The organism is Corallococcus exiguus (assembly GCF_009909105.1).
GTDB classification, from domain to species: domain Bacteria; phylum Myxococcota; class Myxococcia; order Myxococcales; family Myxococcaceae; genus Corallococcus; species Corallococcus exiguus.
Window position 1 is genome coordinate 22,083 of sequence record NZ_JAAAPK010000008.1, and the last position, 24,398, is coordinate 46,480.

General features: G+C 69.7%; 23 protein-coding genes and 1 riboswitch. Of the genes, 17 read left to right on the forward strand and 6 right to left on the reverse strand.

Features of this window, described 5'->3' with window-relative positions; genetic code table 11:
- The first annotated feature begins 48 nt into the window (after positions 1–48).
- Positions 49–1,173 carry a hypothetical protein gene (locus GTZ93_RS26480; RefSeq protein WP_139918272.1) on the forward strand — a complete coding sequence of 375 codons (1,125 nt, stop codon included), beginning with the start codon at positions 49–51 and terminating at the stop codon, positions 1,171–1,173.
- 55 nt (positions 1,174–1,228) lie between these two features.
- Here GTZ93_RS26480 and GTZ93_RS26485 read toward each other — a convergent pair whose 3' ends face one another.
- Positions 1,229–3,169 carry an amidohydrolase gene (locus tag GTZ93_RS26485; protein WP_257979157.1) on the reverse strand — a complete coding sequence of 647 codons (1,941 nt, stop codon included), beginning with the start codon at positions 3,167–3,169 and terminating at the stop codon, positions 1,229–1,231.
- A gap of 339 nt (positions 3,170–3,508) precedes the next feature.
- A riboswitch (TPP riboswitch) is annotated at positions 3,509–3,621 on the forward strand.
- 45 nt (positions 3,622–3,666) lie between these two features.
- On the opposite strand from GTZ93_RS26485, the gene thiC reads away from it, so the two are divergent.
- Entirely contained in the window at positions 3,667–5,538 is a 1,872-nt protein-coding gene (gene thiC / locus GTZ93_RS26490) for a phosphomethylpyrimidine synthase ThiC (RefSeq protein WP_139918276.1), read from the forward strand.
- Between the two features lie 128 nt (positions 5,539–5,666).
- Positions 5,667–6,074, forward strand: a complete 408-nt coding sequence (locus GTZ93_RS26495) for a DUF4870 domain-containing protein (protein ID WP_120575787.1) — start codon at positions 5,667–5,669, stop codon at positions 6,072–6,074.
- 3 nt (positions 6,075–6,077) lie between these two features.
- Here the strand turns inward: GTZ93_RS26495 and moaA are convergent, their stop codons facing one another.
- From moaA to thiO, 3 genes are all read right to left on the reverse strand, one after another.
- Positions 6,078–7,082, reverse strand: a complete 1,005-nt coding sequence (gene moaA, locus GTZ93_RS26500) for a GTP 3',8-cyclase MoaA (RefSeq protein ID WP_139918278.1) — start codon at positions 7,080–7,082, stop codon at positions 6,078–6,080.
- Between the two features lie 67 nt (positions 7,083–7,149).
- Complete coding sequence (locus GTZ93_RS26505) at positions 7,150–8,382, reverse strand: HD-GYP domain-containing protein (protein ID WP_139918280.1); 1,233 nt, start codon at positions 8,380–8,382, stop codon at positions 7,150–7,152.
- A 172-nt stretch (positions 8,383–8,554) separates the two neighbouring features.
- Positions 8,555–9,670, reverse strand: a complete 1,116-nt coding sequence (gene thiO, locus GTZ93_RS26510) for a glycine oxidase ThiO (protein ID WP_139918281.1) — start codon at positions 9,668–9,670, stop codon at positions 8,555–8,557.
- Positions 9,671–9,963: 293 nt separating this feature from the next.
- On the opposite strand from thiO, the gene hisG reads away from it, so the two are divergent.
- From hisG to GTZ93_RS26560, 10 genes are all read left to right on the forward strand, one after another.
- A complete protein-coding gene (gene hisG, locus GTZ93_RS26515; RefSeq protein WP_120596683.1) occupies positions 9,964–10,821 on the forward strand; it encodes an ATP phosphoribosyltransferase in 858 nt (285 codons plus the stop codon).
- Positions 10,818–12,119, forward strand: coding sequence for a histidinol dehydrogenase (gene hisD, locus GTZ93_RS26520; RefSeq protein WP_139918283.1), 1,302 nt, complete (start codon positions 10,818–10,820; stop codon positions 12,117–12,119). The genes hisG and hisD overlap by 4 nt, the downstream gene beginning before the upstream one ends.
- On the forward strand, positions 12,116–13,153 hold the full coding sequence (locus GTZ93_RS26525) for a pyridoxal phosphate-dependent aminotransferase (protein WP_161663079.1): 1,038 nt from the start codon (positions 12,116–12,118) through the stop codon (positions 13,151–13,153). Before hisD ends, GTZ93_RS26525 begins: the two co-directional genes overlap by 4 nt.
- Positions 13,153–13,746: an imidazole glycerol phosphate synthase subunit HisH gene (gene hisH / locus GTZ93_RS26530; protein ID WP_121753694.1), complete on the forward strand. Its 594-nt coding sequence runs from the start codon at positions 13,153–13,155 to the stop codon at positions 13,744–13,746. Before GTZ93_RS26525 ends, hisH begins: the two co-directional genes overlap by 1 nt.
- A complete protein-coding gene (locus GTZ93_RS26535) occupies positions 13,743–14,459 on the forward strand; it encodes a 1-(5-phosphoribosyl)-5-[(5-phosphoribosylamino)methylideneamino]imidazole-4-carboxamide isomerase (RefSeq protein WP_139922184.1) in 717 nt (238 codons plus the stop codon). Before hisH ends, GTZ93_RS26535 begins: the two co-directional genes overlap by 4 nt.
- Entirely contained in the window at positions 14,456–15,001 is a 546-nt protein-coding gene (locus GTZ93_RS26540; RefSeq protein WP_120581099.1) for an imidazoleglycerol-phosphate dehydratase, read from the forward strand. Before GTZ93_RS26535 ends, GTZ93_RS26540 begins: the two co-directional genes overlap by 4 nt.
- Positions 15,001–15,762 (forward strand): imidazole glycerol phosphate synthase subunit HisF, encoded by a 762-nt coding sequence (gene hisF / locus GTZ93_RS26545; protein ID WP_120581100.1) that lies wholly within the window; start codon positions 15,001–15,003, stop codon positions 15,760–15,762. Before GTZ93_RS26540 ends, hisF begins: the two co-directional genes overlap by 1 nt.
- Positions 15,759–16,541, forward strand: a complete 783-nt coding sequence (gene hisN, locus GTZ93_RS26550; protein WP_139922182.1) for a histidinol-phosphatase — start codon at positions 15,759–15,761, stop codon at positions 16,539–16,541. The genes hisF and hisN overlap by 4 nt, the downstream gene beginning before the upstream one ends.
- Positions 16,538–17,155 (forward strand): bifunctional phosphoribosyl-AMP cyclohydrolase/phosphoribosyl-ATP diphosphatase HisIE, encoded by a 618-nt coding sequence (gene hisIE / locus GTZ93_RS26555; RefSeq protein WP_139922180.1) that lies wholly within the window; start codon positions 16,538–16,540, stop codon positions 17,153–17,155. The genes hisN and hisIE overlap by 4 nt, the downstream gene beginning before the upstream one ends.
- Positions 17,156–17,377: 222 nt before the next feature.
- A complete protein-coding gene (locus GTZ93_RS26560; RefSeq protein ID WP_120562860.1) occupies positions 17,378–17,821 on the forward strand; it encodes a DofB protein in 444 nt (147 codons plus the stop codon).
- Between the two features lie 59 nt (positions 17,822–17,880).
- On the opposite strand, the gene GTZ93_RS26565 is transcribed toward GTZ93_RS26560, so the two are convergent.
- The gene (locus GTZ93_RS26565) at positions 17,881–19,020 is read right to left on the reverse strand and encodes a hypothetical protein (protein ID WP_257979453.1); all 1,140 of its coding nucleotides are present in this window, start codon (positions 19,018–19,020) and stop codon (positions 17,881–17,883) included.
- An 81-nt stretch (positions 19,021–19,101) separates the two neighbouring features.
- Here GTZ93_RS26565 and lpdA point away from each other — a divergent pair, with 81 nt between their 5' ends.
- A complete protein-coding gene (gene lpdA, locus GTZ93_RS26570) occupies positions 19,102–20,499 on the forward strand; it encodes a dihydrolipoyl dehydrogenase (protein ID WP_120581104.1) in 1,398 nt (465 codons plus the stop codon).
- Here lpdA and GTZ93_RS26575 read toward each other — a convergent pair.
- A complete protein-coding gene (locus GTZ93_RS26575; RefSeq protein WP_139922177.1) occupies positions 20,496–21,494 on the reverse strand; it encodes a helix-turn-helix transcriptional regulator in 999 nt (332 codons plus the stop codon). The two genes, lpdA and GTZ93_RS26575, sit on opposite strands and share 4 nt — an antisense overlap.
- Positions 21,495–21,596: 102 nt before the next feature.
- On the opposite strand from GTZ93_RS26575, the gene GTZ93_RS26580 reads away from it, so the two are divergent.
- The 3 genes from GTZ93_RS26580 to GTZ93_RS26590 all read left to right on the forward strand — a co-directional run bounded on the left by GTZ93_RS26580 (position 21,597) and on the right by GTZ93_RS26590 (position 24,340).
- Positions 21,597–22,553, forward strand: a complete 957-nt coding sequence (locus GTZ93_RS26580; RefSeq protein WP_139922175.1) for an SDR family oxidoreductase — start codon at positions 21,597–21,599, stop codon at positions 22,551–22,553.
- 64 nt (positions 22,554–22,617) lie between these two features.
- Positions 22,618–24,021: a hypothetical protein gene (locus GTZ93_RS26585; RefSeq protein ID WP_161663080.1), complete on the forward strand. Its 1,404-nt coding sequence runs from the start codon at positions 22,618–22,620 to the stop codon at positions 24,019–24,021.
- 106 nt (positions 24,022–24,127) lie between these two features.
- A complete protein-coding gene (locus tag GTZ93_RS26590; protein WP_139922709.1) occupies positions 24,128–24,340 on the forward strand; it encodes a hypothetical protein in 213 nt (70 codons plus the stop codon).
- Positions 24,341–24,398: the final 58 nt, after the last annotated feature.

Sequence of the window (24,398 nt, forward strand, 5' to 3'; positions counted from 1 at the left end):
TGATCCGGCGGCTTTCGCAGCCCTTCCCAAGGCTTTAACCTGGGGCGGATGCGCTGTGGCTCCCACCGCTGGTCCGCTTCCGGCCCCTTCCTGACCATCCAGCACGAAGTCCGCCCCATCGAAGGATGGCTGTACCGTGGCGCGTTGCTGCTGTCGCTGGCCTTCCCGGTCATCGCCTTCTCGACAGGCTTCTTCGCGGGTGAAGTGCGCGTCTGGATCCTGATGATCGCGATGGGCGCCCTGGCGATCCACAACCTCACGTCGCGGTGGAAGGTGCTGCTGAACCGGGAGACCCGCTCCGTGTGGCGCCGCACCGGCTACCGGGAAGCATTGGGCGCGAAGGCCGAGCCCCTGGAACCCTTCACGTCCGTGGCCGTCTACCAGCGAGACAAGGGGTCCACGGAGGGCCTCTTCATCGCGAAGGTCTACATCGTGGCGCTGATGGGAGATTCGGGCGCCGTCGTCCTGTCCCACAGCGATGACCGGGAGGAGGCGCTGGAGCTGGCGCAGGCGGTCTCCAGGTTCCTCGGACTGGGCCTCAGTGTTGAGGGCGGACAGAGCCGTGCGGTGGGCGCGCGCATGGAGGAAACGCCGTTCACGGGGGAGCGCCTTCCGGACCTGCCCTTCGGCAGCGGCATCCAGTTCCGACAGGACGCCCGGGGGCTGACGCTGGAACTGCCGCCCTGTGGATGGCGTCCCACCTACGCGGCGCAGGGAGCCTTCGCCGTTCTCATCGCGGTGGGCGGGCCTCTTTTCTTGCTGAGGCAGTTGCGACAGATACTCGGCCCGCAGGCAGCCAGCACGCAGGTGATTGTGATTGCGAGCTCCCTGTTCATCGCCTGCGGTGCCTTCTTCTGGCTGTGGGTCGCCCGGGAAGCCACCAGTCGCTGGTCCCTCAACGCCTCGTCCCGGGGCATCGAGGTCATGCGGTACGGCCCCTGGAGGCATCGGAAGGTCCTGCGGCTGCCCAGGTCACGCATCCAGGACATCGACGTGCGCGATGCGCGGACGCATGTCTCCCGCGGCCGGGGCATCGTCATCGAGCACGACCAGGGCCACGAGTTGCTGGGCATGGACTTGTCGCAGGAAGAGCTCGCATGGGCGGGGTCGGCGCTGCGCCGCGCCCTGGCGACCCGTGCAAGGGACACCGGCGCCGAGCTCCGGGCGTCTTAACTGGCCGGAGTCGGGCGCGTCGCCCGGAAGATGAACGACGCGCCCGGTGAATCACTCAGTGCTTGCCCGCGGGGTCCTTGCCGCCCAGGTACGTCCGGATCACCGGAATCTGGCTGATGGTCGTCGGGTCACCGCCCTTGGAGGCGTCACGGTCGAGCGGATTGGCGCCCAGGACGACGAAGTCCGCCACCTTGCCCGGCTCGATGCTGCCCACCCAGCCGTCAATCTCATGCTGGCGGGCCGGCTCGATGGTAACCGCGCGCAGGGCCTCCTCGACGCTCGTCGCGTGCTGCGGCCCGAGCACATAGGACTTCTGGAAGGAAGGATAGGCCCACGTGCGCCGCGTGACGGCCTGCTCGACGAACCAGAGCGGCCGCGCCGGCGTCACCATGGAGTCGCTGTGGAAGGAGTAGGGGATGCCATTGCGGCGGTTGAAGTCCACCGGGTCGATGTCGATGTCCTTGTGCGCGCCATTCTTCTGGAGCATCTGCGCCAGGGCATCACCCCAGTACGCCACGTGTCCGATGAGGTGTGTCACCCGCAGGTCCATCGCGGGCACCTTCTGCTGGCTGGCGGTGACATGGGTGCCTTTGCGCAGCTCACCAATCGCCTGGGAGACGGACTCCTGGCCCACGGTGTTGTGGATGAGCAGCATCCGGTGCGTGTTGGCCTGCTCCAACTGGAGCTGGGAGAACGCGTCGACAGCCCACTGGTTCGCCTGGTTGCCATTGGCATGCAGCTGGAATCGCCAGGCTGAGTCAGCCCACAGCGGGCGCATGGCATCCGCGAGCTCCTTCGCGCTCTTGAAGTCGCCCTGGCCCTCCTTCGCGTCCGGGCAGTGTCCGTCCGCGCTGTAGGCGTAGGGCTTTCCGAGCAGCGCGGTGCAGCCCTGCGTCGAACCGTCCACCCAGAGCTTGATGGCGCCTGCGCCCAGCCACTTGGGCAGCGCGCAGTCGTTGGTCGGGCTCGGCGTGCACGAGGGGCCGCTCGGCTTGAGCGCAGGAGCAGTGACGGCCCCGTCCTTGTTCACGACGGGACCGGCCGCGAGGTTCGTCACGACGCCCGTGACGCGCAGCGGGAAGGTCGGGTTCATGGCGAGGAGCTTGACCAGTTCGAGCTGTGACCGGCTGGACAGCCCGCCGTCCGCGATGGTCGTGAGCCCGGCTTCACGCAGGGCCTGGATGGCCTTGTGGAGGTCCTGGAGGCTCCCGTTCGGGATGGCCTTCTGCATCAGCATTCCCTGCTGCGTGGCCTCCAGGAAGGGGGCGTAGCCGGCGGACTCCTCGATCAATCCTGTGTACTGGCCCTTCGAATCGACGACCCACCGCCCGCCGTTCTGCGTCACCGAATCCGGAGGGACGCAGGGCGTCTTCCCCTTGCAGACGGCCTCGAAGGCCTTCTCGTTCACGTAGGCGAGGTGGCCGGACTGGTCGAGGATGAGGACCGGCCGGTCCTTGCGCACACACGCATCGAGGTAGAGCTTCGGCTGCTGCATGAACCCGACGGTCGACGTCACGCCACACTTGCCGGCGATGAACTGCTGCCGCGACGGGTCCAGGTTCATCCCGAGGACGAACGTGTTGGCCGTCTCTGGCGTGGTGGGCGCCACGGTCATGGAGCTCAGCGCACTGAGCAGGTCCTGATGCTGCTTGCACTCCTCGGGCGTGGACAGGTTGTAGGGCGGGGGCAGGCAGGGTGCCAGGTTGTGGGTGCCCAGCACGCTCTGCATGAGCGTCGGCAGGATGTGCAGGTGGGGATCGATGAACCCGGGCAGGAGGACCTGTCCCGCCTCCAGTTCGACGCGCTTGGAGCCCACGCCGAGCCCCGCGCTCAGGTCCTTCTCGGTCCCGACCTTCAAGATGCGGCCCTTGCCGTCCACGGTGACGGCTTCGGCAATCGTTCCCTGGTCATCCAGGGTGATGACCTTGCCGACGAAGATCGTGGTGTCGTCGACCACCGGGGCGACGGGACCCTTCGTCGCGCAGGACGTCAGCATCGCGAGCGCTCCGAACATCGCGAGGGAGCGGGGACGTGTGCCGCCGTAAGCCGGTGCTTTCCGGAATGGGTGCTGCTGCATGCGAACTCCTGTTGGGGGAAGCCCGCAGTCTATGGAAGCCCTCTTCGCGGTCAAAGTGGTAATTCAAGATTTTCTTGACGCGTCAGGTTTGTGTTTGACGTGTCAATGGGCGGAGCGGACGTGTCATCGCTTGATGAAATGTGAGTCTTTGATTGAGACGGCCCGCGTCTCCCTCCCCGCAGGGCCACCGTGCGTCCACTGGACCCAGGCTCACCTCCACACGGGTTGAAGCGGGCTTGCCCCTGCGCTACACCGCTCCGCAGTCGCTAGGGGCGCCTCCGGAAGGGGGCTGAGATGGACGTGTGGCCGCGTCCGATCCCTTTGAACCTGAACCGGTTAGCACCGGCGGAGGGAAGCGGTGTGGGCGCTCCATGCTCCCGTCCCGACTCCCATCCGTTCTCACGAGGAGCCGTCCGATGAGTGGAGCGTCCAAGAGTCTGAAGGTCGATGGGAAGGTGCTGGAGGGGATCAGCCGCGGCCCGCTTCCCGCCTCACGCAAGGTCTATGTGCCTGGGTCCCTGCACCCCGACCTCCGCGTCCCCCTGCGCGAAATCGCCCAGACACCCACGCGTCACCACGGCCACGCCGGCCCGGAGACCGCCAACCCCCCCGTCCACGTCTACGACTCCAGCGGTCCCTACACCGACCCCTCCGCTGACATCGACCTGCGCCGGGGCCTGCCCGCTGTCCGCGAGAACTGGATCCGCGCCCGCAGCGACACGGACGAACTGGACGGCATCACGTCGGAATACGGCCGCGCCCGCGAAGCCGACCCGCGCCTCAACGGTCTGCGCTTCAGCCACATCCGCAAGCCCCGCGTCGCGAAGGCCGGCGCCAACGTCAGCCAGATGCACTACGCCCGCAAGGGCATCATCACGCCGGAGATGGAATACGTCGCCGTGCGCGAGAACCAGAAGCTCGACGCTTCACTCGCCGCCCAGCACCCCGGCCACTCCTGGGGCGCCGCGATTCCGCGCGTGATTACGCCGGAGTTCGTGCGCGATGAAATCGCCCGGGGTCGGGCCATCATCCCCGCGAACATCAACCACCCGGAGCTGGAGCCGATGATCATCGGCCGCAACTTCCTGGTGAAGATCAACGCCAACATCGGCAACTCCGCCGTCACGTCCTCCATCGAGGAGGAAGTGGAGAAGATGGTCTGGTCCATCCGCTGGGGCGCGGACACCGTCATGGACCTGTCCACCGGCCGCAACATCCACGAGACGCGCGAGTGGATCCTCCGCAACGCGCCCGTGCCCATCGGCACCGTGCCCATCTACCAGGCGCTGGAGAAGGTGAACGGCAAGGCCGAAGAGCTCACCTGGGCCATCTTCCGCGACACGCTCATCGAACAGGCCGAGCAGGGCGTGGACTACTTCACCATCCACGCGGGCGTGCGCCTCCAGTACGTGCCGCTCACCGCGAAGCGCCTCACCGGCATCGTCAGCCGCGGCGGCTCCATCCTCGCCAAGTGGTGCCTGGCCCACCACCAGGAGAACTTCCTCTACACGCACTTCGAGGAGATCTGCGAGATCATGAAGGCGTACGACGTCAGCTTCAGCCTGGGTGACGGCCTGCGCCCCGGCTCCATCGCGGACGCCAACGACGCCGCGCAGTTCGGCGAGCTGGAGACGCTGGGCGAGCTGACCAAGGTGGCCTGGAAGCACGACGTGCAGGTGATGATCGAAGGCCCCGGCCACGTCCCCATGCACCTCATCCAGGAGAACATGACGAAGCAGCTCGCCGTGTGCCACGAGGCGCCGTTCTACACGCTGGGGCCCCTCACCACGGACATCGCGCCGGGATACGACCATTTCACCAGCGGCATTGGCGCGGCGATGATCGGTTGGTTCGGCACGGCGATGCTCTGCTACGTGACGCCCAAGGAGCACCTGGGCCTGCCCGACCGTGACGACGTGAAGGAGGGTGTCATCACGTACAAGATCGCGGCCCACGCCGCGGACCTGGCCAAGGGCCACCCGGGCGCGCAGGCTCGCGACAACGCCCTGTCCAAGGCGCGCTTCGAGTTCCGCTGGGAGGATCAGTTCAACCTGTCCCTGGACCCCGAGCGCGCCCGCGCCTTCCACGACGAGACGCTCCCCGCCGAAGGCGCCAAGGTCGCGCACTTCTGCTCCATGTGCGGCCCGCACTTCTGCTCCATGAAGATCACCCAGGACGTGCGCGACTACGCGGACAAGGTCGGCGTCAACGAGACCCAGGCCCTGGAGCAGGGGCTGAAGGACAAGAGCGAGGAATTCAAGAAGGCGGGACACGAGCTGTACCGCTGACGCTCGCCGGTGGACGGGGCTTGCAGGCTCGGCCCCTGTCCGCTGGATGACAGGCACCGACACGGCATGTCATGGTGCGCTCATCTGGGCGCACCCGTCGCGCCCCACTCAGTTTGGGAGGGCGTTTCATGGAGCCAGGTCAGCGCGAGGATCAGCAGTTCGGCACGTTCATCACCGGCTCGCCGACGGCGACCCAGGATGAGAAGACGATGGGGATGTTGGCCCATCTGGGCTCCATCGCCGGCCTCATCGTGGGCGCGGGCTTCCTGGGCTGGGCGGTGCCGCTGTTCCTGATGCTGGCCAAGGGCAAGGAGTCGTCCTTCATCCGCGCGCACGCGGTGGAGTCGCTCAACTTCCAGATCACCACGACCATCGGCATGGCCATCTCCGGCATCCTGGTGTGCGCGCTGGGCCTGGGCGTCGTCACGGGCGCCATCGTCTTCCTGGCGTCGCTGGTGTTCAGCGTCATCGCCGGCCTGAAGGCCAACGACGGCGAGCTGTACCGCTACCCCGTGAACATCCGGCTGGTGAAGTAGCCCTCAGCCGCCAATGCCCATCATGGGCAGGAGCGTGGCGCCGTTTCCGGCCTCCGTGAAGCGGTGCCCCTCTGGCTTCTCACCGAGCGCGCGGCGCACGGCCACGGCCAGCTCCTCGTCCGTCGCGCCGCCCCGGATAAGCTGATGCAGCGGCGCCTGCGCCCGGCCGCCCAGACAGCTGCGCAGGTCGCCGTTGGACGCCACCCGCACCCGGTTGCAGCCGCCGCAGAAGTTCTGCGTCAGCGGGGAGATGAACCCCACGCGCCCGCTGTCCGTGCTCCAGTAGCGAGCCGGCCCGGAAGTGGGCGACGCGGCGCTCTCCGGTGGCTCCTCGGTGAGGACGCGGCCTGAGGCAGCCAGGCGCTCCAGCAGCTCCGCCGTGGGCACGGGCGTGCCCTGACCAAAGGGCATCAGCTCGATGAAGCGCGGGGTGATGCCGCGCGCGTGCGCGTACTTCACCAGCTCCGGCACCTCCGCGTCGTTGATGCCGCGCATCACCACGACGTTGAGCTTCAGCGACTGGTAGCCCGCGCCCGCCGCCGCGTCGATGCCACGCAGCACCGCGTCGAAGTCGCCTTGCTTGGAGATGCGCCGGAACACCTCCGCGGACAGCGTGTCCAGGCTCAGGTTGAGCTGGGTGACGCCCGCATCGCGCAGCGGCCCGGCCAGCGACTCCAGGCGGCTCGCGTTGGTGGTGATGGCCAGGTGCTCCACGCCGGACACAGCGGCGATGCGTTGCGCGATGTCGAGGATGTCCGGCCGGGCGAGCGGCTCGCCGCCTGTCAGGCGCACGCGGCGGATGCCCATGCGCGCGAAGACGGAGACGATGCGCTCGAACTCGCCCGCGTCGAGCAGGTCCTTCTTCCCGCCCCACGACGCGGGCGAGCAGTAGGTGCAGCGGAAGTTGCAGCGGTCCGTGACGCTCAGCCGCAGGTACGTCATGCGCCGCCCCTGCGCGTCACACAGCGGCGGGGCGAGCGGATTGGAAGCGGGCAGGGGGGCGGTCATCGCGGGGCCTTCCGCCTTCATGGATAGCAACCCCCGCGCGGAAAGGCACCGCTTCCCGCGGTCCGTCTCAGCCTTCGGTCCCGGAGGCTGAACGGATGGCGACGGGCGGCGCGCCAATGGGCGTGGCCGTGCTGCCCACCGGCGGGGAGTCTGGCTCGTCGTCCAGGTCGGTGAGCCGCGCCAGCTCGGCTTCGGACTCGGCGGCGTCCGCGGCGGCCTGCATCGGGTTGAGCTTCTTCTCCGCCATCTCCTTCTTGATGCGGATGAGGCCCTCTTCGCCGATGTCCAGGAACGCCTTCACGACGTCCGGGTCGAACTGCGTGTTGGCGCAGCGCTTGATCTCCTGGATGGCGTTCGCGAACGTCGTGCCCTTGCGGTACGGCCGGTCGCTCGTCATCGCGTCCAGCGTGTCCGCCACCGCGAAGATGCGCGCGCCGATGTGGATCTCATTGCGCTGGAGGTTGCGGGGGTAGCCCGCGCCGTCGAAGCGCTCCTGGTGCGACAGGACGATGTCCGCCGGCGTGGAGAGGAAGGGGATGTTCTGGATCATCTGGAAGCCGATCTCCGGATGACGCCGCATCTCCAGCCACTCGTCGGGGGTGAGCTTGCCGGGCTTGAGCAGCACCGCGTCCGGCACGCCGATCTTCCCGATGTCGTGCAAGAGCGCGCCGCGGCCGATCTCCTCCATCTCCTTGCCGTGGATACCCATGCGGGTGGCGATGGCGGAGGTGTAGCTGACCACGCGCTGGGAGTGGTCGCTCGTCTCGTGCTCGCGCGCGTCCAGGGCCGCCACCAGCGCCAGCAGCGTGTTCTGGTACGTGTTCGCGATGTTGTGCAGCGCGCTGCGCAGCTCGGCGGTGCGGTCGCGCACCTTGCCCTCGAGCTTCTTCTGGTAGCGCTTGCGCGCCATCTCGATGCGGCGCTTGGCGAGCGCGCGTTCAATGGCGCGGATGAGGTCCGTGAGCTTGGGTGGCTTGAGCAGGTAGTCCACCGCGCCCCGGCGTAGACAGTCCACGGCGGACTCGGTGTCGCCGTAGCCGGTGAGCATGATGACGGACGTGTCCGGCAGACGCTCGCGCAGGTTCTCCAGCAGCCAGAGTCCGTCGCGGCCCGGCATCTTCATGTCGCTGATGACGAGCGGCGTCTCTTCTTCACCCGCCACGTCGAGCGCCATCTCGGCGCCGTTGGCCACGACGCAGTTGTAGCCCTCCTCACGGAGGAGCACGGAGATGACGTCGCGGACGGAATCGTCGTCGTCGACGATCAGGATTCTGGGCGGTGCGGGGGGGATGGCTTCCACGGCAGAAGATTCTAGAGGTTTCCAGGGATTAAAGGCGAACGAGTGCGAGAAATCATCACCCTCTCGCCTCCCTGCCATCCAGGGTGGGGTGCGAGCCCTGGTTCCGAAGTGAACGTCTCCGGTTCTTGAAGCATTCCCCGCCTTCCGGAGTAGGGCGGGCAGGCACGCCGCGTCAACCGCGCGCCATCGTCCCCCGGTCATAGCGGAAGGGGGTGAGGTCCACCGAGGGCTTCTCTCCCAGCACGGCCTGGGCGACGAGCTTCGCGGTGATGGGGGCGAGCAGGATGCCGTTGCGGAAATGCCCGGTGGCGAGGAACAGGCCGGGCGAGGGGCCTTCTCCAATGTACGGCAGCGCGTCCTGGGTCCAGGGGCGGAAGCCGGCCCAGGTCTCCGTGATGGGCGCGCTGGCCAGGTCCGGGCACAGCTGTAGCGCCATGTCGAGGATCCGCGCCAGCCCGGCCGCGGTCACCTGCTTGTCGAAGCCCACGTGCTCCATGGTGCTCCCGGCGATGATCCGCCCATCCGCGCGAGGCACCAGGTAGCCCTTCGCGGACGTCACCACCCGCTCCAGCAGCGGCAGCCGCGTCTGCAACTGCACCATCTGTCCGCGCGCCGGGCGCACCGCCTGCGGCGACACGCCCGCACCCTGGACCAGGGACGACCACGAGCCCGCGGCCAGCACCACGGCGTCCGCGCGCAGCACCTCGCCGTCCAGGTCCACGCCCACCGCGCGGCCGTGCTCGTGCACCACGCCGCGCACGTAGCCGCTCTTGAACACCGCGCCCACGCGCGCGGCGGCCATGGTGAGCGCGCGCACGAGGAGCCGGTTGTCGACCTGGTGATCATCCGGGAAGTGCGCGGCGCCCACGGCGGCGGGGGACAGGTGCGGCTCCAGTTCGCGCGCGGCCTTGCCGTCGAGCAGCTCGGCGCGCAGCCCCATGCCGTGCTGCCAGCCCACGGTGGACTCCACGTGATGGAGGTCCGCTTCGTCGAACGCGACGCGAAGCAGGCCGCACGGCCGGTACGCGATGTCCACGCCGGAGAGTTCGCGCAGCTCCGCGGCGAAGCTTCCGTAGAGGGCGCGGCTTCGCAGGCACAGCTCGAAGAAGGGGCCCGGTCCTTCGGACTCCCACTGGGGCGCGAGGATGCCGCCGGCGGCGCTGGAGGCTTCGGCGCCGGGGATGGAGCGCTCCAGCACCGTCACGCGCGCACCGGCCTGACGGAGTTTGAGCGCGATGCCACAGCCCATCACACCACCGCCCACCACGAGGACGTCGGAGGTTGCCATGCGCCGCTTGTGCTCAAGCGAGCACGGGTTTGCAAGCATCAAGACAGGCCATGACCCGGGGCGACTTGACGCTGAGGCCTCCGGTCGTTAACCCTAGGGCCGTGCGTTCCACGTCCCTGCATCATCACCATGCGCATCATCGGCCGGCCCATGACGGGACCGTTCGCCGCGCGCATGCCTGGGTGACGCACTAGAACGCACCCACTTCCGGCAGATGCCGCAGTGATCGAAGGCCCGTCCCCCCAGGACGGGCCTTTTTTCGTTTCCGCCACCGCAGTCCCCCGAGCCCACCCATGTTGAAGATTGCCCTGCCCAACAAAGGACGTCTGTCCGAGGAAGTGCGCGAACTGTTCAACGACGCGGGCCTGGAGGTGCGCGCTCGGGGCGAGCGGGCCCTCACCGCGTCCCTGGGCGGCGAGTTCGAAGCCATCTTCGTCCGCGCCCAGGACATCCCGGAGTTCGTCGCGGACGGCGCCGCGCAAGCGGGAGTCACCGGCTGGGACCTGGTGAACGAGGCCGGGCGCGAGCTGGAGCCGCTGATGGACCTGGAGTTCGGCCGCTGCAGGCTGGTGGTGGCCGCGCGCGACGAGAGCGGCATCTCTCGCGTGGAGGACGTGAAGGAGGGGATGCGGGTGGCCTCCTGCTTCCCCCGGCTGACCCAGGCCTTCTTCCAGCAGCGAGGGCAGAAGGTGACGGTGGTGCCGGTGAGCGGCGCGGCGGAGATCGCTCCGCACCTGGGCATCGCGGACATCGTGGTGGACCTCACGTCCACGGGGTCCACGTTGAAGATGAATGGACTGAAGGAAGTGGCCACCGTGCTGGAGTCGAGCGCCCGGCTGGTGGCGTGTCCGCGCAACGGCACGGAGGCGCGGCGCGCGCTGGAGGAACTGACGCAGGCGCTGGGGTCGGTGCTGGCGGCGCGCGGGCGGCGCTACCTGATGGCCAACGTCCCGAAGACGTCCCTGGAGCAGGTGCGCGAGGTGCTGCCCGGCCTCAACGGCCCCACGGTGGTGGACGTGATGAACGGGGGCCACTTCGTCGCGGTGCACGCGGTGGTCTCGTCGCGGAACCTCTATCGCACGGTGAATGCGCTGAAGGCGCTGGGCGGGCAGGGCATCCTCGTCACGCGCATCGAGAGGTTGATGGCATGAGCGCCTCCGTCCTCAAGTACCAGGGGGCCTTGTCCTCGCTGGCGCCCGACGCGCGGCGGAGGTTGCTGGCGCGCACGGGAGAGTCGGATGCGCTGGTGGCTTCCCGCGTCCAGGCACTGATTGCCCGCGTTCGTACGGAAGGCGACCGGGCCCTCTTCGACTTCGCTCGGGAGTTCGACCGCGTGGAGCTGGCGGCCCTGGAGGTTCCGCGTGAACGGTGGAGCGCGGCGTTGGAGTCGATTCCCTCCGACGTGCGCGAGGCGCTGACCCGCGCGGCACGCAACATCGCCCGGGCGCATGCGGCGCAGAGGCCCCAGGCCATCGAGGTGGAGACGGAGCCCGGGGTCATCGTGGGGCGCCGGCCGGATCCGCTGAGCCGCGTTGGCGTGTATGCCCCTGGTGGCCGGGCGGTGTACCCCAGCAGCGTGCTCATGGGCGTGGTCCCCGCGAAGGTCGCGGGTGTGGGCGAGATCATCGTCTGCTCACCGCCGGGGACGGACGGTCTTCCCAGTGCGGGCGTGCTCGCGGCGGCGGCGCTCGCGGGCGCGGATCGGGTGTTCGCATTGGGAGGTGCGGGCGCGGTGGCCGCGCTGGCCTACGGAACCCAGAGCGTTCCCCGCGTGGACCGCATTGTCGGACCGGGCAACGCGTACGTGGCGGCGGCGAAGCTCCAGGTGGTGGACGCTGTCGCCATCGACGCGCCCGCGGGCCCGAGCGAAATCCTCGTGGTCGCCGACGCGAGCGCCCGTCCGGACGCGGTGGCGCGTGAGTTGTTGGCCCAGGCGGAGCACGACCCCGAGGCCTGCTGCGTGGCGTTGGTGGTGGGCGCTCCGCTGGCGCAGGCGGTGCGGGACGCGGTTGCGCAGCAGGCCCGCGTCGCCCGGCGCGGCGACATCGTCCTGTCTGCGCTGGGGAGCAGGGGCGCGGTGCTGCGCATCGACTCGCTGGAGGAGGCGTGGCCCTTCGTCGCGGAGTTCGCTCCGGAGCACCTGCTGCTCGCGACGGCGACGCCCACGGAGGACCTGGCGCGGGTTCGCAACGCGGGCACGGTGTTCGTGGGACAGCGCGCGTCGGTGGCCTTCGGTGACTACCTCACCGGTGCGAACCACGTGCTGCCCACGGCGGGACTGGCTCGGGCGTACTCGGGACTGAGCGTGCTGGACTTCTACCGGTGGACCACGTGGCAACGCGTGACACCGGAAGCGGCGGCGGCGATGGCGGACGACGTGGGAACTCTGGCCGACAGCGAGGGCCTCTTCGCCCACGCGGCCGCGGCTCGGGCCTGGAGGGTGCCGTGATTCCATTTCGCGAGACGTATCGGGACATCCCTCTGTACTCCCCGGCGAAGAAGCCGTGCCGGGTGGACCTGAGTGACAACACCAACCTCTTCGGCGCACCGCCGTCCGCGGATCGCGTGCTGCGAGAGGAGGGCTTCCTTCGGCTGGCCCGCTATCCCGCCGGCTATGCGCCGGACCTGAAGCGCGCCGTGGCCACGTACGCGGGTGTCTCGGTGGAGAACGTGACGACGGGCTGCGGCTCGGACGACGTCATTGACTGCGCGCTGCGAGCCTTCCTGGAGCCCGGGGACGCGGTGGCCTTTCCGGATCCCACGTTCGTGATGGTGCCCATGTACGCCCGGTTGAGCGCGCTCAAGCCGGTGCCCGTGCCGTTGCGCGCGGATCATGATCTGGACGTGAACGGCCTGCTCGCCACGGGGGCGAAGCTCATCTACGTGTGCACGCCCAACAACCCCACCGGCACGGTGGCCTCGCGCGCGGCGGTGGAGCGGCTGGTGGACTCCGCTCCGGGCGTGGTGCTCATTGATCAGGCGTACGTGGAGTTCACGCGGGGCGGGGACTTCCTCGACCTGGCTCGGACGCGGCCCAACGTGCTGGTGACGCGCACGATGTCCAAGGCGTTCGGACTCGCGGGCCTGCGGGTGGGGTGGGGCGTCGGGGCACCGTCGCTGGTTGCGGAGGTGGAGAAGGCCCGGGGTCCGTACAAGCACACGGCGCTGGGCGAGGCCGTGGCTGTGGCCGCGCTCACGGATGACGTCCCGTGGATGGAGGCCTGTGCGGCGGAGGCGGTGGAGAACCGCGAGCGGCTGCGCGGCGCCTTGAAGGCGCTGGGGTTGGAGCCGCTCCCTTCGGAAGGGAACTTCCTCCTCGTCCCCGTGCCGGATGCGCCTCGGGTGGGCGAGGCGCTGCGGGAGCGCAACGTGAACGTACGGGTGTTCGAAGGGCTCACGGGCGTGGGCGATGCGTTGCGCATCGGCTGCGGTCCCTGGCCGATGATGGCTTCGGCGCTGAAGGCCCTGAAGGAGGTGCTGTGATGCGGGTGACCCTGTTCGACTATGGCGCCGGCAACCTGCACTCGCTGATCAAGGCGCTGGCCACCACGCCCGGCGCGGACGTGCGCGTGCAGGAGGATCCGCTGCGCGCGCTGGATACGGACGTCCTGGTGCTTCCCGGCGTCGGGGCGTTCGGTTCGGCGGCAGCGAGGCTCGCTCCGGGACGCGAGGCGATGCGCAAGGCGCTGGACGCCGGTCTGCCGTGCCTGGGCATCTGCCTGGGCATGCAGCTGCTCTTCGACGAGAGCGACGAGGGGGCAGGGCAGGGACTCGGCTACTTCCCGGGTCGGGTGACGCGGCTGGCCGCGCGGCATGTTCCGCAGATTGGCTGGAACGACGTGGAGGAGGACCGGGCGCTCCAGTCCGCGCGGTTGTCCACCGTGTACTACGCGCACAGCTTTGTCTGCCGTGCCGTGGAGTCTCGCGAAGTGGTGGGCTGGACAACGCACGAGGGCGACCGGTTCCCCGCCTCCGTGCGGCGCGGGAACGTGCTGGGCGTGCAGTTCCACCCGGAGAAGTCCTCCCACGCGGGCGTGCGCTTCGTGCAGGCGTTCCTCCAGGAGGTGTCCTCATGATCGCCATCCCGGCCATCGACCTGCGGGAAGGGGCGTGCGTGCAGCTCGTGGGTGGCTCCTACGAGGCGGAGCGCGTGCGCGTGAAGGATCCGCTGGATGCCTTGAAGCAGTGGCTCGCGCTGGGCTTCCGCACGTTCCACGTCGTGGATCTGGACGCGGCGCTGGGCAAGGGCTCCAACGCGGATGCGGTGGCTCGGCTGGTGTCGCATGCCCCGGACCTCACGTTCACGGTGGGCGGCGGTGTTCGTGAGGCCTCGCGCGTGGAGGCGGTGCTCGCGGACGGGGCGTCTTCGGTCGTCGTGGGGACCCGGGCCATCGAGGACCTGGCCTGGCTCACGGAGGTCTCGGAGCGCTTCCCCGGCCGCGTGGTGGTCGCCGCGGACGTGAAGGGCCGCGAGGTCGTGACGCGCGGTTGGACGTCCGGCAGCGCGCGCGACATCCGCGACGTGCTGTCCGCGCTGGAGCCCCTGTCGCTGGGCGGGATGCTCGTCACGGCGGTGCACAAGGAGGGGCAGCTGGGCGGCGTGGACCTGCCCTTGATGGAGGAGGTGGTCCGTTCGAGCCGGCACCGGCTCTACGCCTCCGGTGGGGTGACGACGATCGAGGACCTGCGCTCGCTGGCGAAGGTGGGCGCATACGGGGCGGTGGTGGGCATGGCGCTGTACACGGGGCGGTTGGATGCGCGCGCGGTCGCGCGGGAGTTCACGCAATGAGCACGGTCACCACGGTCGTTCGCGAAACGAAGGAGACCCAGGTCACGGTGGAGCTGGCTCGCGGAACCGGCGTGGCCCGGGTGGACACGGGCCTCAAGTTCTTCGACCACATGCTCGCCACGTTCGCGCGCTACGCGGGGCTGGACCTGACCCTGCGCGCTCGCGGCGACCTGCGCCACCACCTGATGGAGGACGTGGCCATCACCCTGGGCACCGCCGTCCAGCGCGTCATCCCCGCTACCGCCGCGCGCTACGGCGAGCGCACCCTGCCCATGGATGACGCCCTGGTGCAGGCGTGCCTGGACGCGGGCGGGCGCTTCTTCTACCGGGGCCCGTTGAAGAACCGGCTGTACGAGCACTGGATGCGCTCCTTCTGCGAGCACTCGCGCATCACGCTCCACCTGCGCGTGCTTCGCGGCAAGGACAGCCACCACCTCACCGAAGCGGCCTTCAAGGCGCTGGGGCTCGCGCTGCGCGACGCGATGGTGGACTCCGGCGTCGTCTTCAGCATGAAGGGCAGTGTCTCCCTGGAGGTGAAGTGATGCTCCGTCGACGGATCATCGTGTGCCTGGACGTGAAGGGCGGCCGCGTGGTGAAGGGCGTCCAGTTCGAAGGACTGCGCGACGTGGGCGACCCCGTGGAACTGGCCCAACGCTATGAGGAGGCCGGCGCGGACGAGGTGACCTTCCTGGACATCTCCGCGAGCACAGAGGAGCGCCAGACGCTGTGGGACCTGGTCCAGCGCACCGCGGAGCGCCTCTTCATCCCGCTCACGGTGGGCGGAGGCGTGCGCACCGTGGACGACGTGGGCCGCGCGCTGAGGGCCGGCGCGGACAAGGTGAGCATCAACTCCGCGGCAGTGGCCACGCCGGAGCTGCTCACCGGATGCGCGGAGCGCTTCGGCGCCCAGTGCGTGGTGGCCAGCATCGACGCGAAGCGCGAGGGAGACCGCTACCGCGTCTATACACACGGCGGCCGGCGGCCCACCGACCTGGACGCCGTGGCCTGGGCGAAGGAATGCGTCCGGCGCGGCGCGGGCGAGGTGCTGCTCACCAGCATCGACCGGGACGGGGCGCGCACGGGCTACGACCTGGACCTGACCCGTGCGGTGGCGGAGGCCGTGGACGTGCCCGTCATCGCCTCCGGAGGCGCGGGCCGCGCGGAGCACGTGCGCGATGCCCTGACCCTGGGCGCCGCGGACGCGGCGCTCGTCGCCGGTATCCTTCACGACGGCCTCACCACGGTGGGCGCCTTGAAGTCCCTGTTGAACGACAACGGCATCGCCATCCGGAGCACGACATGAACGCGGACCCGCGAGACTTGATGGAGGCCGCCGCCGACGTGGCGCGCAAGGCCGGTGACGTGGCGCTGGACTTCTTCCGGCGCGGCATCGCCGTGGACACCAAGAGCGACGGCACGCCCGTGACGGTGGCGGACCGCACCGCCGAGTGGACCGCCCGCGAATGGTTGGAGGCGCGCTTCCCCGAGGACGGCATCCTGGGCGAGGAGTTCGGCGAGTCCCGGCCGGGCGCGAAGCGCCGGTGGATATTGGATCCCATCGACGGCACGAAGACGTTCATCCGGGGCGTACCGCTGTGGGGCACGCTGGTCGCAGTGGCGGAAGGGGAGACCATCCTCGCGGGCGCGGCCTACTTCCCGGCCGTGAACGAGCTGGTCGTCGCGTCCCCGGGCCTGGGCTGTTTCTGGAACGGATCCGCGGCGCGCGTGTCGGATCAGGACTCGCTGGCGCAGTCCGTGGTGCTCGTCACCGACGAGCGCTTCCTCCAGAACCCCGCGAAGGGCGCGGCGTGGAAGGAGCTGTCGCGGCAGGCGTCCCTCTCCCGCACGTGGGGCGACTGCTACGGCTATCTCCTCGTCGCCACCGGCCGCGCGGAGGTCATGGTGGACGAAGGACTGTCGCCCTGGGACGCGGCGGCCCTGCAGCCCATCATCGAGGAGGCCGGCGGCGTCTTCACCGACTGGAAGGGCACGCGCACGGCGTTCGGCGGTGATGGCATCGCCACCAACGCTGCGCTGTCCAAGCGCGTGCGCGAGGTGCTGCGCTCGGGAGTCCAGCCATGACGTTGGAGCTCTCCCGGTTGAACTTCGACAAGGGCCAGGGGCTGGTGATGGTGGTGACGCAGGACGCGAGCACCGGCGACGTGCTGATGGTGGCGCACGCCGACCGCGAGGCGCTGGAGCGCACGCTCGCCACGGGTGAGATGCACTACCGCTCCCGTACGCGCGGCCTCTGGCACAAGGGCGCCACCAGCGGGAACACCCAGAAGGTCGTCTCACTCACCGCGGATTGCGACGGAGACGCCGTGCTCGCGCGCGTGCGCAAGGCCGGCCCCGCGTGCCACACCGGCGAAGAGACCTGCTTCGGCGAGGGCCGCTGGGACGCGCTCGCGCACCTGGACGCGACGCTCTCCGCTCGCGCGGCCGGTCCCCAGCCCGAAGGCGCGAAGCCCAGCTACACGCGGCGCCTGCTGGAGGACCGGAACCTTCGCCTGAAGAAAGTGGGGGAAGAGGCCGCGGAGCTCGTCACCGCCTGCGCGGACGCGGACACGCACCGGGCCGCGGAAGAGGCCGCCGACGTGCTCTTCCACGCGCTCGTCGCGGTGCGTGCCCTGGGCGTCACGCTGGACGACGTGAAGGCCGTCCTCGCCGCCCGCGCCCGTCCGAAACGGCCCTGAAATCCCTGGATAACCCGGCGTGTCGGTTGCGACCCAGGCGGAGTTGTCCAGCTGCACTGCATCCTCACAGCGTGACTGGCACACAGGCGCCCCAAAGGTGCATGCGTGTGTCCGCTACTCTTCAACCGCCTCTGTGATCCTGGTACAGATTCCGGCCTGCGACACGGGCCGTGCCCGACGAAGCGGCCCCGTCGTCATCAGCGTTCGCATCCCGGAGGCTTCGTGTCTGCCACGTACCAATCCGAACTCATCGACCGCGTCCTCTTCTCGCGCTGGCACAACCCGCCGACGAAGGACGACGTCCAGGCCATCATGGCGCAGATGGAGGACGCGACGCAGCGACTGGGGCAGAACGTGCTCTACATCGCGTCCATCAGCCCCAAGGCGAAGGTTCCCGACGCGACCGAGCGCGCGCACCTGAACCAGATGGTCGCCGAGGGCCGCCGCTACTGTGAGCAGTCCTGGCTCGTCTACGAGGGCACGGACCTGCAGCACAACCTGCAGCGAGTCATCATCTCGGGCGTGCTCATCCTCACGCGCACGTTCGACAACTACCTGTCGGTCGCCAAGTCGGCGGACGCCATCGTCAAGGACGTGTCCACCGCGCTGAAGAAGGACGCGTCCTCCATCTTCCGTCAGGCGCGCGACCGCGGCCTCATCGCCTGACGCACCACGCGGGCGACGTCGGAGCCCCTCCGACGCCGCGTGCGTGATGGCGCCCGTGCCTACCGGGCGCCGATGATCTCCAGCTCCTTCAGCTCCACCCCCGGCCGCTCCGGAAGGACGCTCACCGCGTCCACGTCGAGCAGGGGGACCCCGGGCTTGCAGATCTCCCACCTGCCCGTGCCGTGGAAGCGGCAGACGGTGGGATCCACGAAGAAGCCCTTGCCCCCCGGCTCCGCGTGTCCCACGCCGTCCGGCGCGCGGACGTGTGCCCGCAGGGAGCCCGGCCCCGTGGCCCGCACCTGGAAGGACGCCACGTACTTCAGCGACGGGGCGTACCCCAGCCGCAGCGCGCCGTCAGCCCCCGTGCCCGCTTCCGCCATGGGCAGCTTCACTCCGGACAGCTCGTCCCGGTCGAACGCGCGGAACGCATCCCCAGGCCCCGTCGGCTGATCCGGCTTGATGGGCTTCGTCTCCACCGTGCCCGCCGTGTTCAGCGTCGCCAGCATGGGCGCCCGCCGGGCCTGCTGCACCGCCGCAGCGTTCAGGAGCGCCGGGGGCAACTGCTCCGTCTTCACACACGTGGGCGCCAGGGCCTCCATGAGCGCCAGCAGCTGCGGCTCCACCTCCGCCCCCGTCATGGCCGCGGGGCCCACGGCCTGGCGCGCGAGCTCCTGGCAGGCCGCGCCCAGGGCGGGCCCCGCGTGCTCCAGGCTCCAGCTTGCCTCCTGGAGGGGCGGGTTCCCCCGGCGCGCGGCCTCCCGCAGCGCCTGCATTACCGCCTGGCCGCAGGGATTGTCAGCGGGCGCACATCGCTCGCAGAGGGTGGCGAGCAGCTCACGGGGCAGGCCGTCCTTCGCCGTCAGCGGCGCTCGGGAGGCCAGGGCAGGGCCCCGGGCGCATGCGGCGGCGGGAGGGGTGGGGCAGTCGCCCAGCTGCCGGTGCGCGTCACTCCAGGCCGTGCCCGCGTCCCCTCCGGTGCCCCCGTCGCTCTGCTGGAGGAGGTCCCCCAGGACGGCGTCCAGGCCCCGGCACGCGGCGGGGCCCAGGTCGGGCGGGGTGATCTTCACCGGCTGCTTCGTGGCCGGCGCCTTCCCGGGGGCCGGAGCGGGCGGGGCTTGATGCGACACGTAATAGAGGCGCGCGAACGCCAGCAGCGCTACTAGCATCAAGAGAAGCGTGTGGAGCGGGAAGCGACGCACGAGCAAACTCCTTGATTCCGACCGGGACCGGGGGTTATCAGCGCCCGCGAGTTCCATCCGCAAAAATGACCGGAGGCGTGTGTGGCTGAGACTTTCGACGTGGTGATCATCGGCTCGGGTCCTGGCGGCTATGTGGGCGCCATCCGCGCGGCCCAGCTCGGGCTGAAGACGGCCATCATCGAAAAGGACAAGCGCCTGGGTGGCACGTGTCTGCACCGCGGCTGCATCCCCACCAAGTCGCTGCTGTGGACGGCGTCGCTCTTCCACCACATCAAGGAGTCGTCCGACTTCGGCATCGATGTGGCGAACCCGACCGTCAACTGGGCCAACGCCCAGAAGCACAAGGACAAGGTCGTCACGAAGGGTGCCAACGGCATCGACTTCCTGATGAAGAAGAACAAGATCACCGTGGTGAAGGGCCACGGCCGCATTGCCGGCAAGGGCAAGGTGGAGGTCACGGCGGAGGACGGCTCCAAGCAGACCCTGGAGACCAAGAACATCATCATCGCCACGGGCTCCGTGCCCAAGTCCCTGCCGAACGTGGCGGTGGACCACAAGCGGGTGATGAACAGTGACTCCATCCTGACCATCGACCGCATCCCCAAGAGCATCATCGTCCTGGGCGCCGGCGCGGTGGGCTGCGAGTTCGCCTCCGTGTTCAACCACGTGGGCAGCCAGACGGCCATCGTGGAGTACATGCCCGCGCTGCTCCCCATCGAGGACGCGGACATCTCCAAGGAGCTGGAGAAGGTCTTCAAGAAGCGCAAGATCGACGTTCACACGGGCGCGAAGGTGGAGAAGGTGGAGCACACCGCCGACGGCGTGCGCGTCACCATGTCCGTGGGCAGCGAGACGAAGACGCTGGAGGCCGAAATCCTCCTGTCCGCGGTGGGCCGCTCGCCCGTCACGGAGGACGTGGGCCTCAACAAGACGGCCGTCCAGGTGGACCGCGGCTTCATCAAGGTCGACACGCTGTGCCGCACCAGCGAGCCCAACGTCTACGCCATTGGCGACGTCATCCCCACGCCGATGCTGGCGCACATGGCCAGCGCCGAGTGCGTGATGGTGGTGGAGCACATCGCCGGGAAGAACCCCGCGCCCATCAACTACGACCTCACGCCGTCCGCCACGTACTGCTACCCGGAGGTCGCGTCCGTGGGCCTCACGGAGAAGAAGGCCAAGGAGCGCGGCTACGACGTGAAGGTGGGCAACGCCCCCTTCGCCGCCGTGACCAAGTCGGCCATCTCCAACGAGTCGGTCGGCCTCATCAAGATCGTCTCCGACAAGAAGTACGACGAGGTGCTGGGCATCCACATCATCGGGCCGCACGCCACGGAGCTGCTCGCCGAGGCCTGCGTCGCGATGAAGCTGGAGATCACCACCGAGGAGCTGGCCCACACCATCCACGCGCACCCGACGCTCTCCGAGATCATGCACGAGGGCGCCGAGGCCACGCTGGGTCACCCGCTGCACTTCTAGCGGGGACGGCGGCCCGGCCCCGTCCGGCCGGGCCCGCCGTAGAGCGCCTGCAGTGAGGCCGCCAGCGCGGCCAGCCGTTGGCGCAGCGGTTCCGGGGCGAGCACCTCCACGCCCGCCCCGAATTCGCACAGCTGGGAGACCGCGATGGACTCCCGCTCGAAATCCAGCGTCACCTTCCGCTTCCCACCGCGTGCCGCGGGCGCCTTGTCGATGCGCTCACCGTCGGCCGGGGGACGCATCCTCCGCAGCGCTGCTTCCCCCTCCTGCGTGCAGGAGAGCGTGACGTCGTAGCGGGGGCGCTCGGTGGCGAACTTCGCGCACCAGTCCTTCCAGAACACAGGCAGGTCGAAGCCCTGCGGGCGGGTGAAGCCCTGCGGGCGCAGCCGCACGTCGCCAATGCGTCCGCCCCGGAAGACGCGCGGGCCCTTGTCCGTGCCCGCGACGAGGTACCAGCGGTCCGCTTTGATCACGAGCCCGTAGGGGTCCACCGTCCGTCGGGAGCGGGCGCCGTCGAAGTCCTGGTAGCTCAGCGACACGCGGCGGTCCTGCCAGGCGGCGTCGCGCAGCTTGCCCAGGTGCGGCAGGGGCTCGCGGCCGGTGAACCAGCCGGAGGCGTCCACGTGGAGCCGTTGGCGCGCGTGCTCCAGCGCGGGCTGCTGGAGGGCGGGGAGGGCCGCGGCCAGCTTCACCAGTCCCGTGCGCAGTGGTCCGGACAGGCCCAGGTCGTCCAGGGCTCCAGGAGCGCCCACCGTGGCCAGGGCCTGGAGCTCCGGGCGGGTGAGGCCGGTGAGCTGCGTGCGCCAGCCCTCCATCAGCGCCACGCCGCCGGTGGCGCCTCGGGTGGCGTAGACGGGGACGCCCGCGGTGGAGAGGGCGTCCAGGTCCCGGTGCACGGTGCGGCTGGAGACCTGGAGCTCGCGCGCCAGCTCGCCCACGGTGCTGCGGGGCCGGGACTGGAGGCGCATCAACAGGTGGACGAGGCGATCCGCGCGCATGGGCCCTCTGGGTTTCGGGAGAGGTGCAGCCTGGGCCGGTAATCATGACAGAGGTTGTCATGATTGGGGGTGCATGGTGGCGCGTGAAAGGGGAGCACTGACATGAAGCCACTCGAAGGACAGGTGGCCCTGGTCGCTGGAGCGACGCGGGGCGCGGGCCGGGGAATCGCGACGATGCTGGGGGCGGCGGGGGCCACGGTGTACTGCACCGGGCGCAGCGTGCGGGGGAATCTGGCGAGCGGGGCGTCCCGGCCAGAGACGATTGAAGAGACGGCGGAGCAGGTGACCGCGTTGGGCGGGAAGGGCATCGCGGTGCGGGTGGACCACACCGTGGAGGAGGAGGTGGAGGCGCTGTGTCAGCGCATCCGCTCTGAAGCCGGGAAGCTGGACGTGCTGGTCAACGACATCTGGGGCGGGGAGACGCTGCACGAGCTGGGGCTGGCGTTCTGGAAGCAGTCTCCGGCGAAGGCTCGGTTGATGTTCGACCGCGCCGTGTACACGCACCTCGCGACCAGCCGCTACGCGGTGCCGCTGATGCTGGAGCGCGACCGGGGGCTCATCGTGGAGGTGACGGATGGGGACTCGTTCGGCTATCGGGGCGGCGTCGCGTACGACGTGACGAAGATGGCGGTCATCCGCCTGGCGTTCGCGATGTCGAGGGACCTGCGCCGCACGAACATCACGGCGATGGCGGTGACGCCGGGGTTCCTGCGCTCGGAGGAGATGCTGGATGGCTTCGGGGTGAAGGAGGCCAACTGGCGCGACGCGGTGAAGAACGTCCCGGACTTCATCGCGTCGGAGACGCCGTCGTACGTGGGGCGCGGGGTGGCGGCGCTCGCGGCGGATCCGGAGGTCCACCGCAGGGCGGGGCGCGTGGTCGCGTCTTGGACGCTGGCGCGCGAGTACGGCTTCACGGACCTGGATGGCTCGCGGCCGCACTGGGCGGAGTACTTCGAGCGGACGTATGGGAAGCCGTACACCGTCGCGGATGAGGCGGCCTATGCGTCGTGGCTTGGCGGCTCCATCGAAATCGTGTGTCCGGACTGGCCGAAATACTGACCGTGCACGGCTCGTCCCCGGCGGTCGGGCGAAGCGCTATGGTCTGACGCGAGAGGTCGCGCACATGGCCAAGGGACACCGCAGGAACGACGAGCCGGATCGGATCGACGAGACCCGGGTCGCACCGTTGGACGACGACCTGGACGAGACGGATGAGGTCCGCACCGAGCAGACCCAGGTGCCGCCCGCGGTGCAGCGCGACGCCGCGGAGGCAGCCCGTTCCTCCGCGGCGACTCCCGGCCGGAAGTCCTGGGGCAACCAGTCGCGGACCGCGCCTTCTTCGGGCGCGCCCCCGCGCACACCTGAGTTCACGGGCCTGGAGTCGCGGATGACGCCGCCTCCCGTTCCCGACGATGACCTGGTCCTGGAGACGCGCGTGGATGGGCTGTCGCCCCCGCCGCCGCCCCCTGGCCAGGGCGCGTGGGAGGAGGACGCCGCCGCGTTTGCCGCTCCGGAGACCGTCGCTCGCCCTTCGCGTGACGGGGATGGTGGCAGGCAGGGGCGCGCGGGAGAGGGCGGGCGCCCACCTCGTGGCGGTGCACGCGAGAACGGGCAGGGCGCTTCAGAGGCCGTGCGTCCGGGGCGTGCGGTGACTCGCGAAGAGGGCCAGGACCTTCCGGAGATCGTCCGTCCTTCACGCGGTGGTGCTCGCGAAGAGGGCCAGGTCCTTCCGGAGATCGTCCGCCCTCCCCGAGGAGCAGGCTCCGCGCGTAGCAGTGCACGCGAGGAGGGGCAGGGCCTGCCAGAGATCGCCCGCCTGGGCCGTGACGGCGCGAAGCAGGAGGAGGGCTTCGAGCTGCCGGAGATCATCCGCGCGGGCCGCGGCGCCGAACTGGACGGGAGCTCTTCCGAGCCGCCTCGCAAGGCCAGCCGGCCGGAGCCGATGATCTTCGCGCCGCTCCCCTCCGCGCAGGCGGCGAGCCAGTCGGACGCGACGCCCGAGCTGCGCACGATGTTCGCCACCCACTCCGCGCTGCTCGCGGAGCGCCTCAAGGGCGAACTCCAGCACAAGATCTACGGCCGCTCCCCGCACCGCATCCTCCGCGTGGACGAACCCGAGGGCCCCAGCACCGCGGGCGGCAAGCAGGCCCGTCAGGCCATCTCGCTCGTGGACCGCAAGGGGACCGCCCCCGCGCTCGTCGCGGGCTGGGTGGACGTGGCCAAGGGACAGGCCTCGCTGCGAAACCACGAGGCCGTGGCCAAGCGCTACGAGTTCCAGCACGGCACGCCGCTGGAGCTGGCCCCGGAGGAATACGAGAAGTTCCTCACCGACGTGGACGAAGTGCTGCGCACCGCCGCCATCCAGGTCCGCATCCTCGTGCCGGACGAATCCGCGCCCGCGCGCGCCACCATCGGTCAGCAGGCACCGCGCGCCACCGGCGTCGCCGTGCGCTGGGTGATGCTGCTCGTCATCGTGGCCTTCCTGCTGGGGCTCGGAGCGGGCGCCACGCTGCTCCACGGCGGCTGACGGCCCACCAGTGTCCAGTGAACGAAGGGGCGCTGCGCACCGGTGCGATGGCCCGGCCGCTTCACCCCTTCCACCTTGGTGTCTCCCCATCCGGCCGGAGGCACCCATGGCGTCATCCCCTCGCCGTCCGAAGTCCCACCTGCGCAAGCTGCTGGGCGGCTGTGTCGTGTCCGTCGCCCGGGCCTTCGCCCCCACCTCCGTGCTCGCGGACGGCCCTCCGGTGATGGATGTCCGGCCGCGTTACGGACGCGTTCCAGGCCCGGGCCGTGACTCTCAAACACTCGGAATCCGAGGCTCGGATCCGCGACTCACTGGATGACGCGGGAGTGACAGCGGGGCGGGGTGCCCCATGGTACGGTGCTCGCGTCATTTTTCAG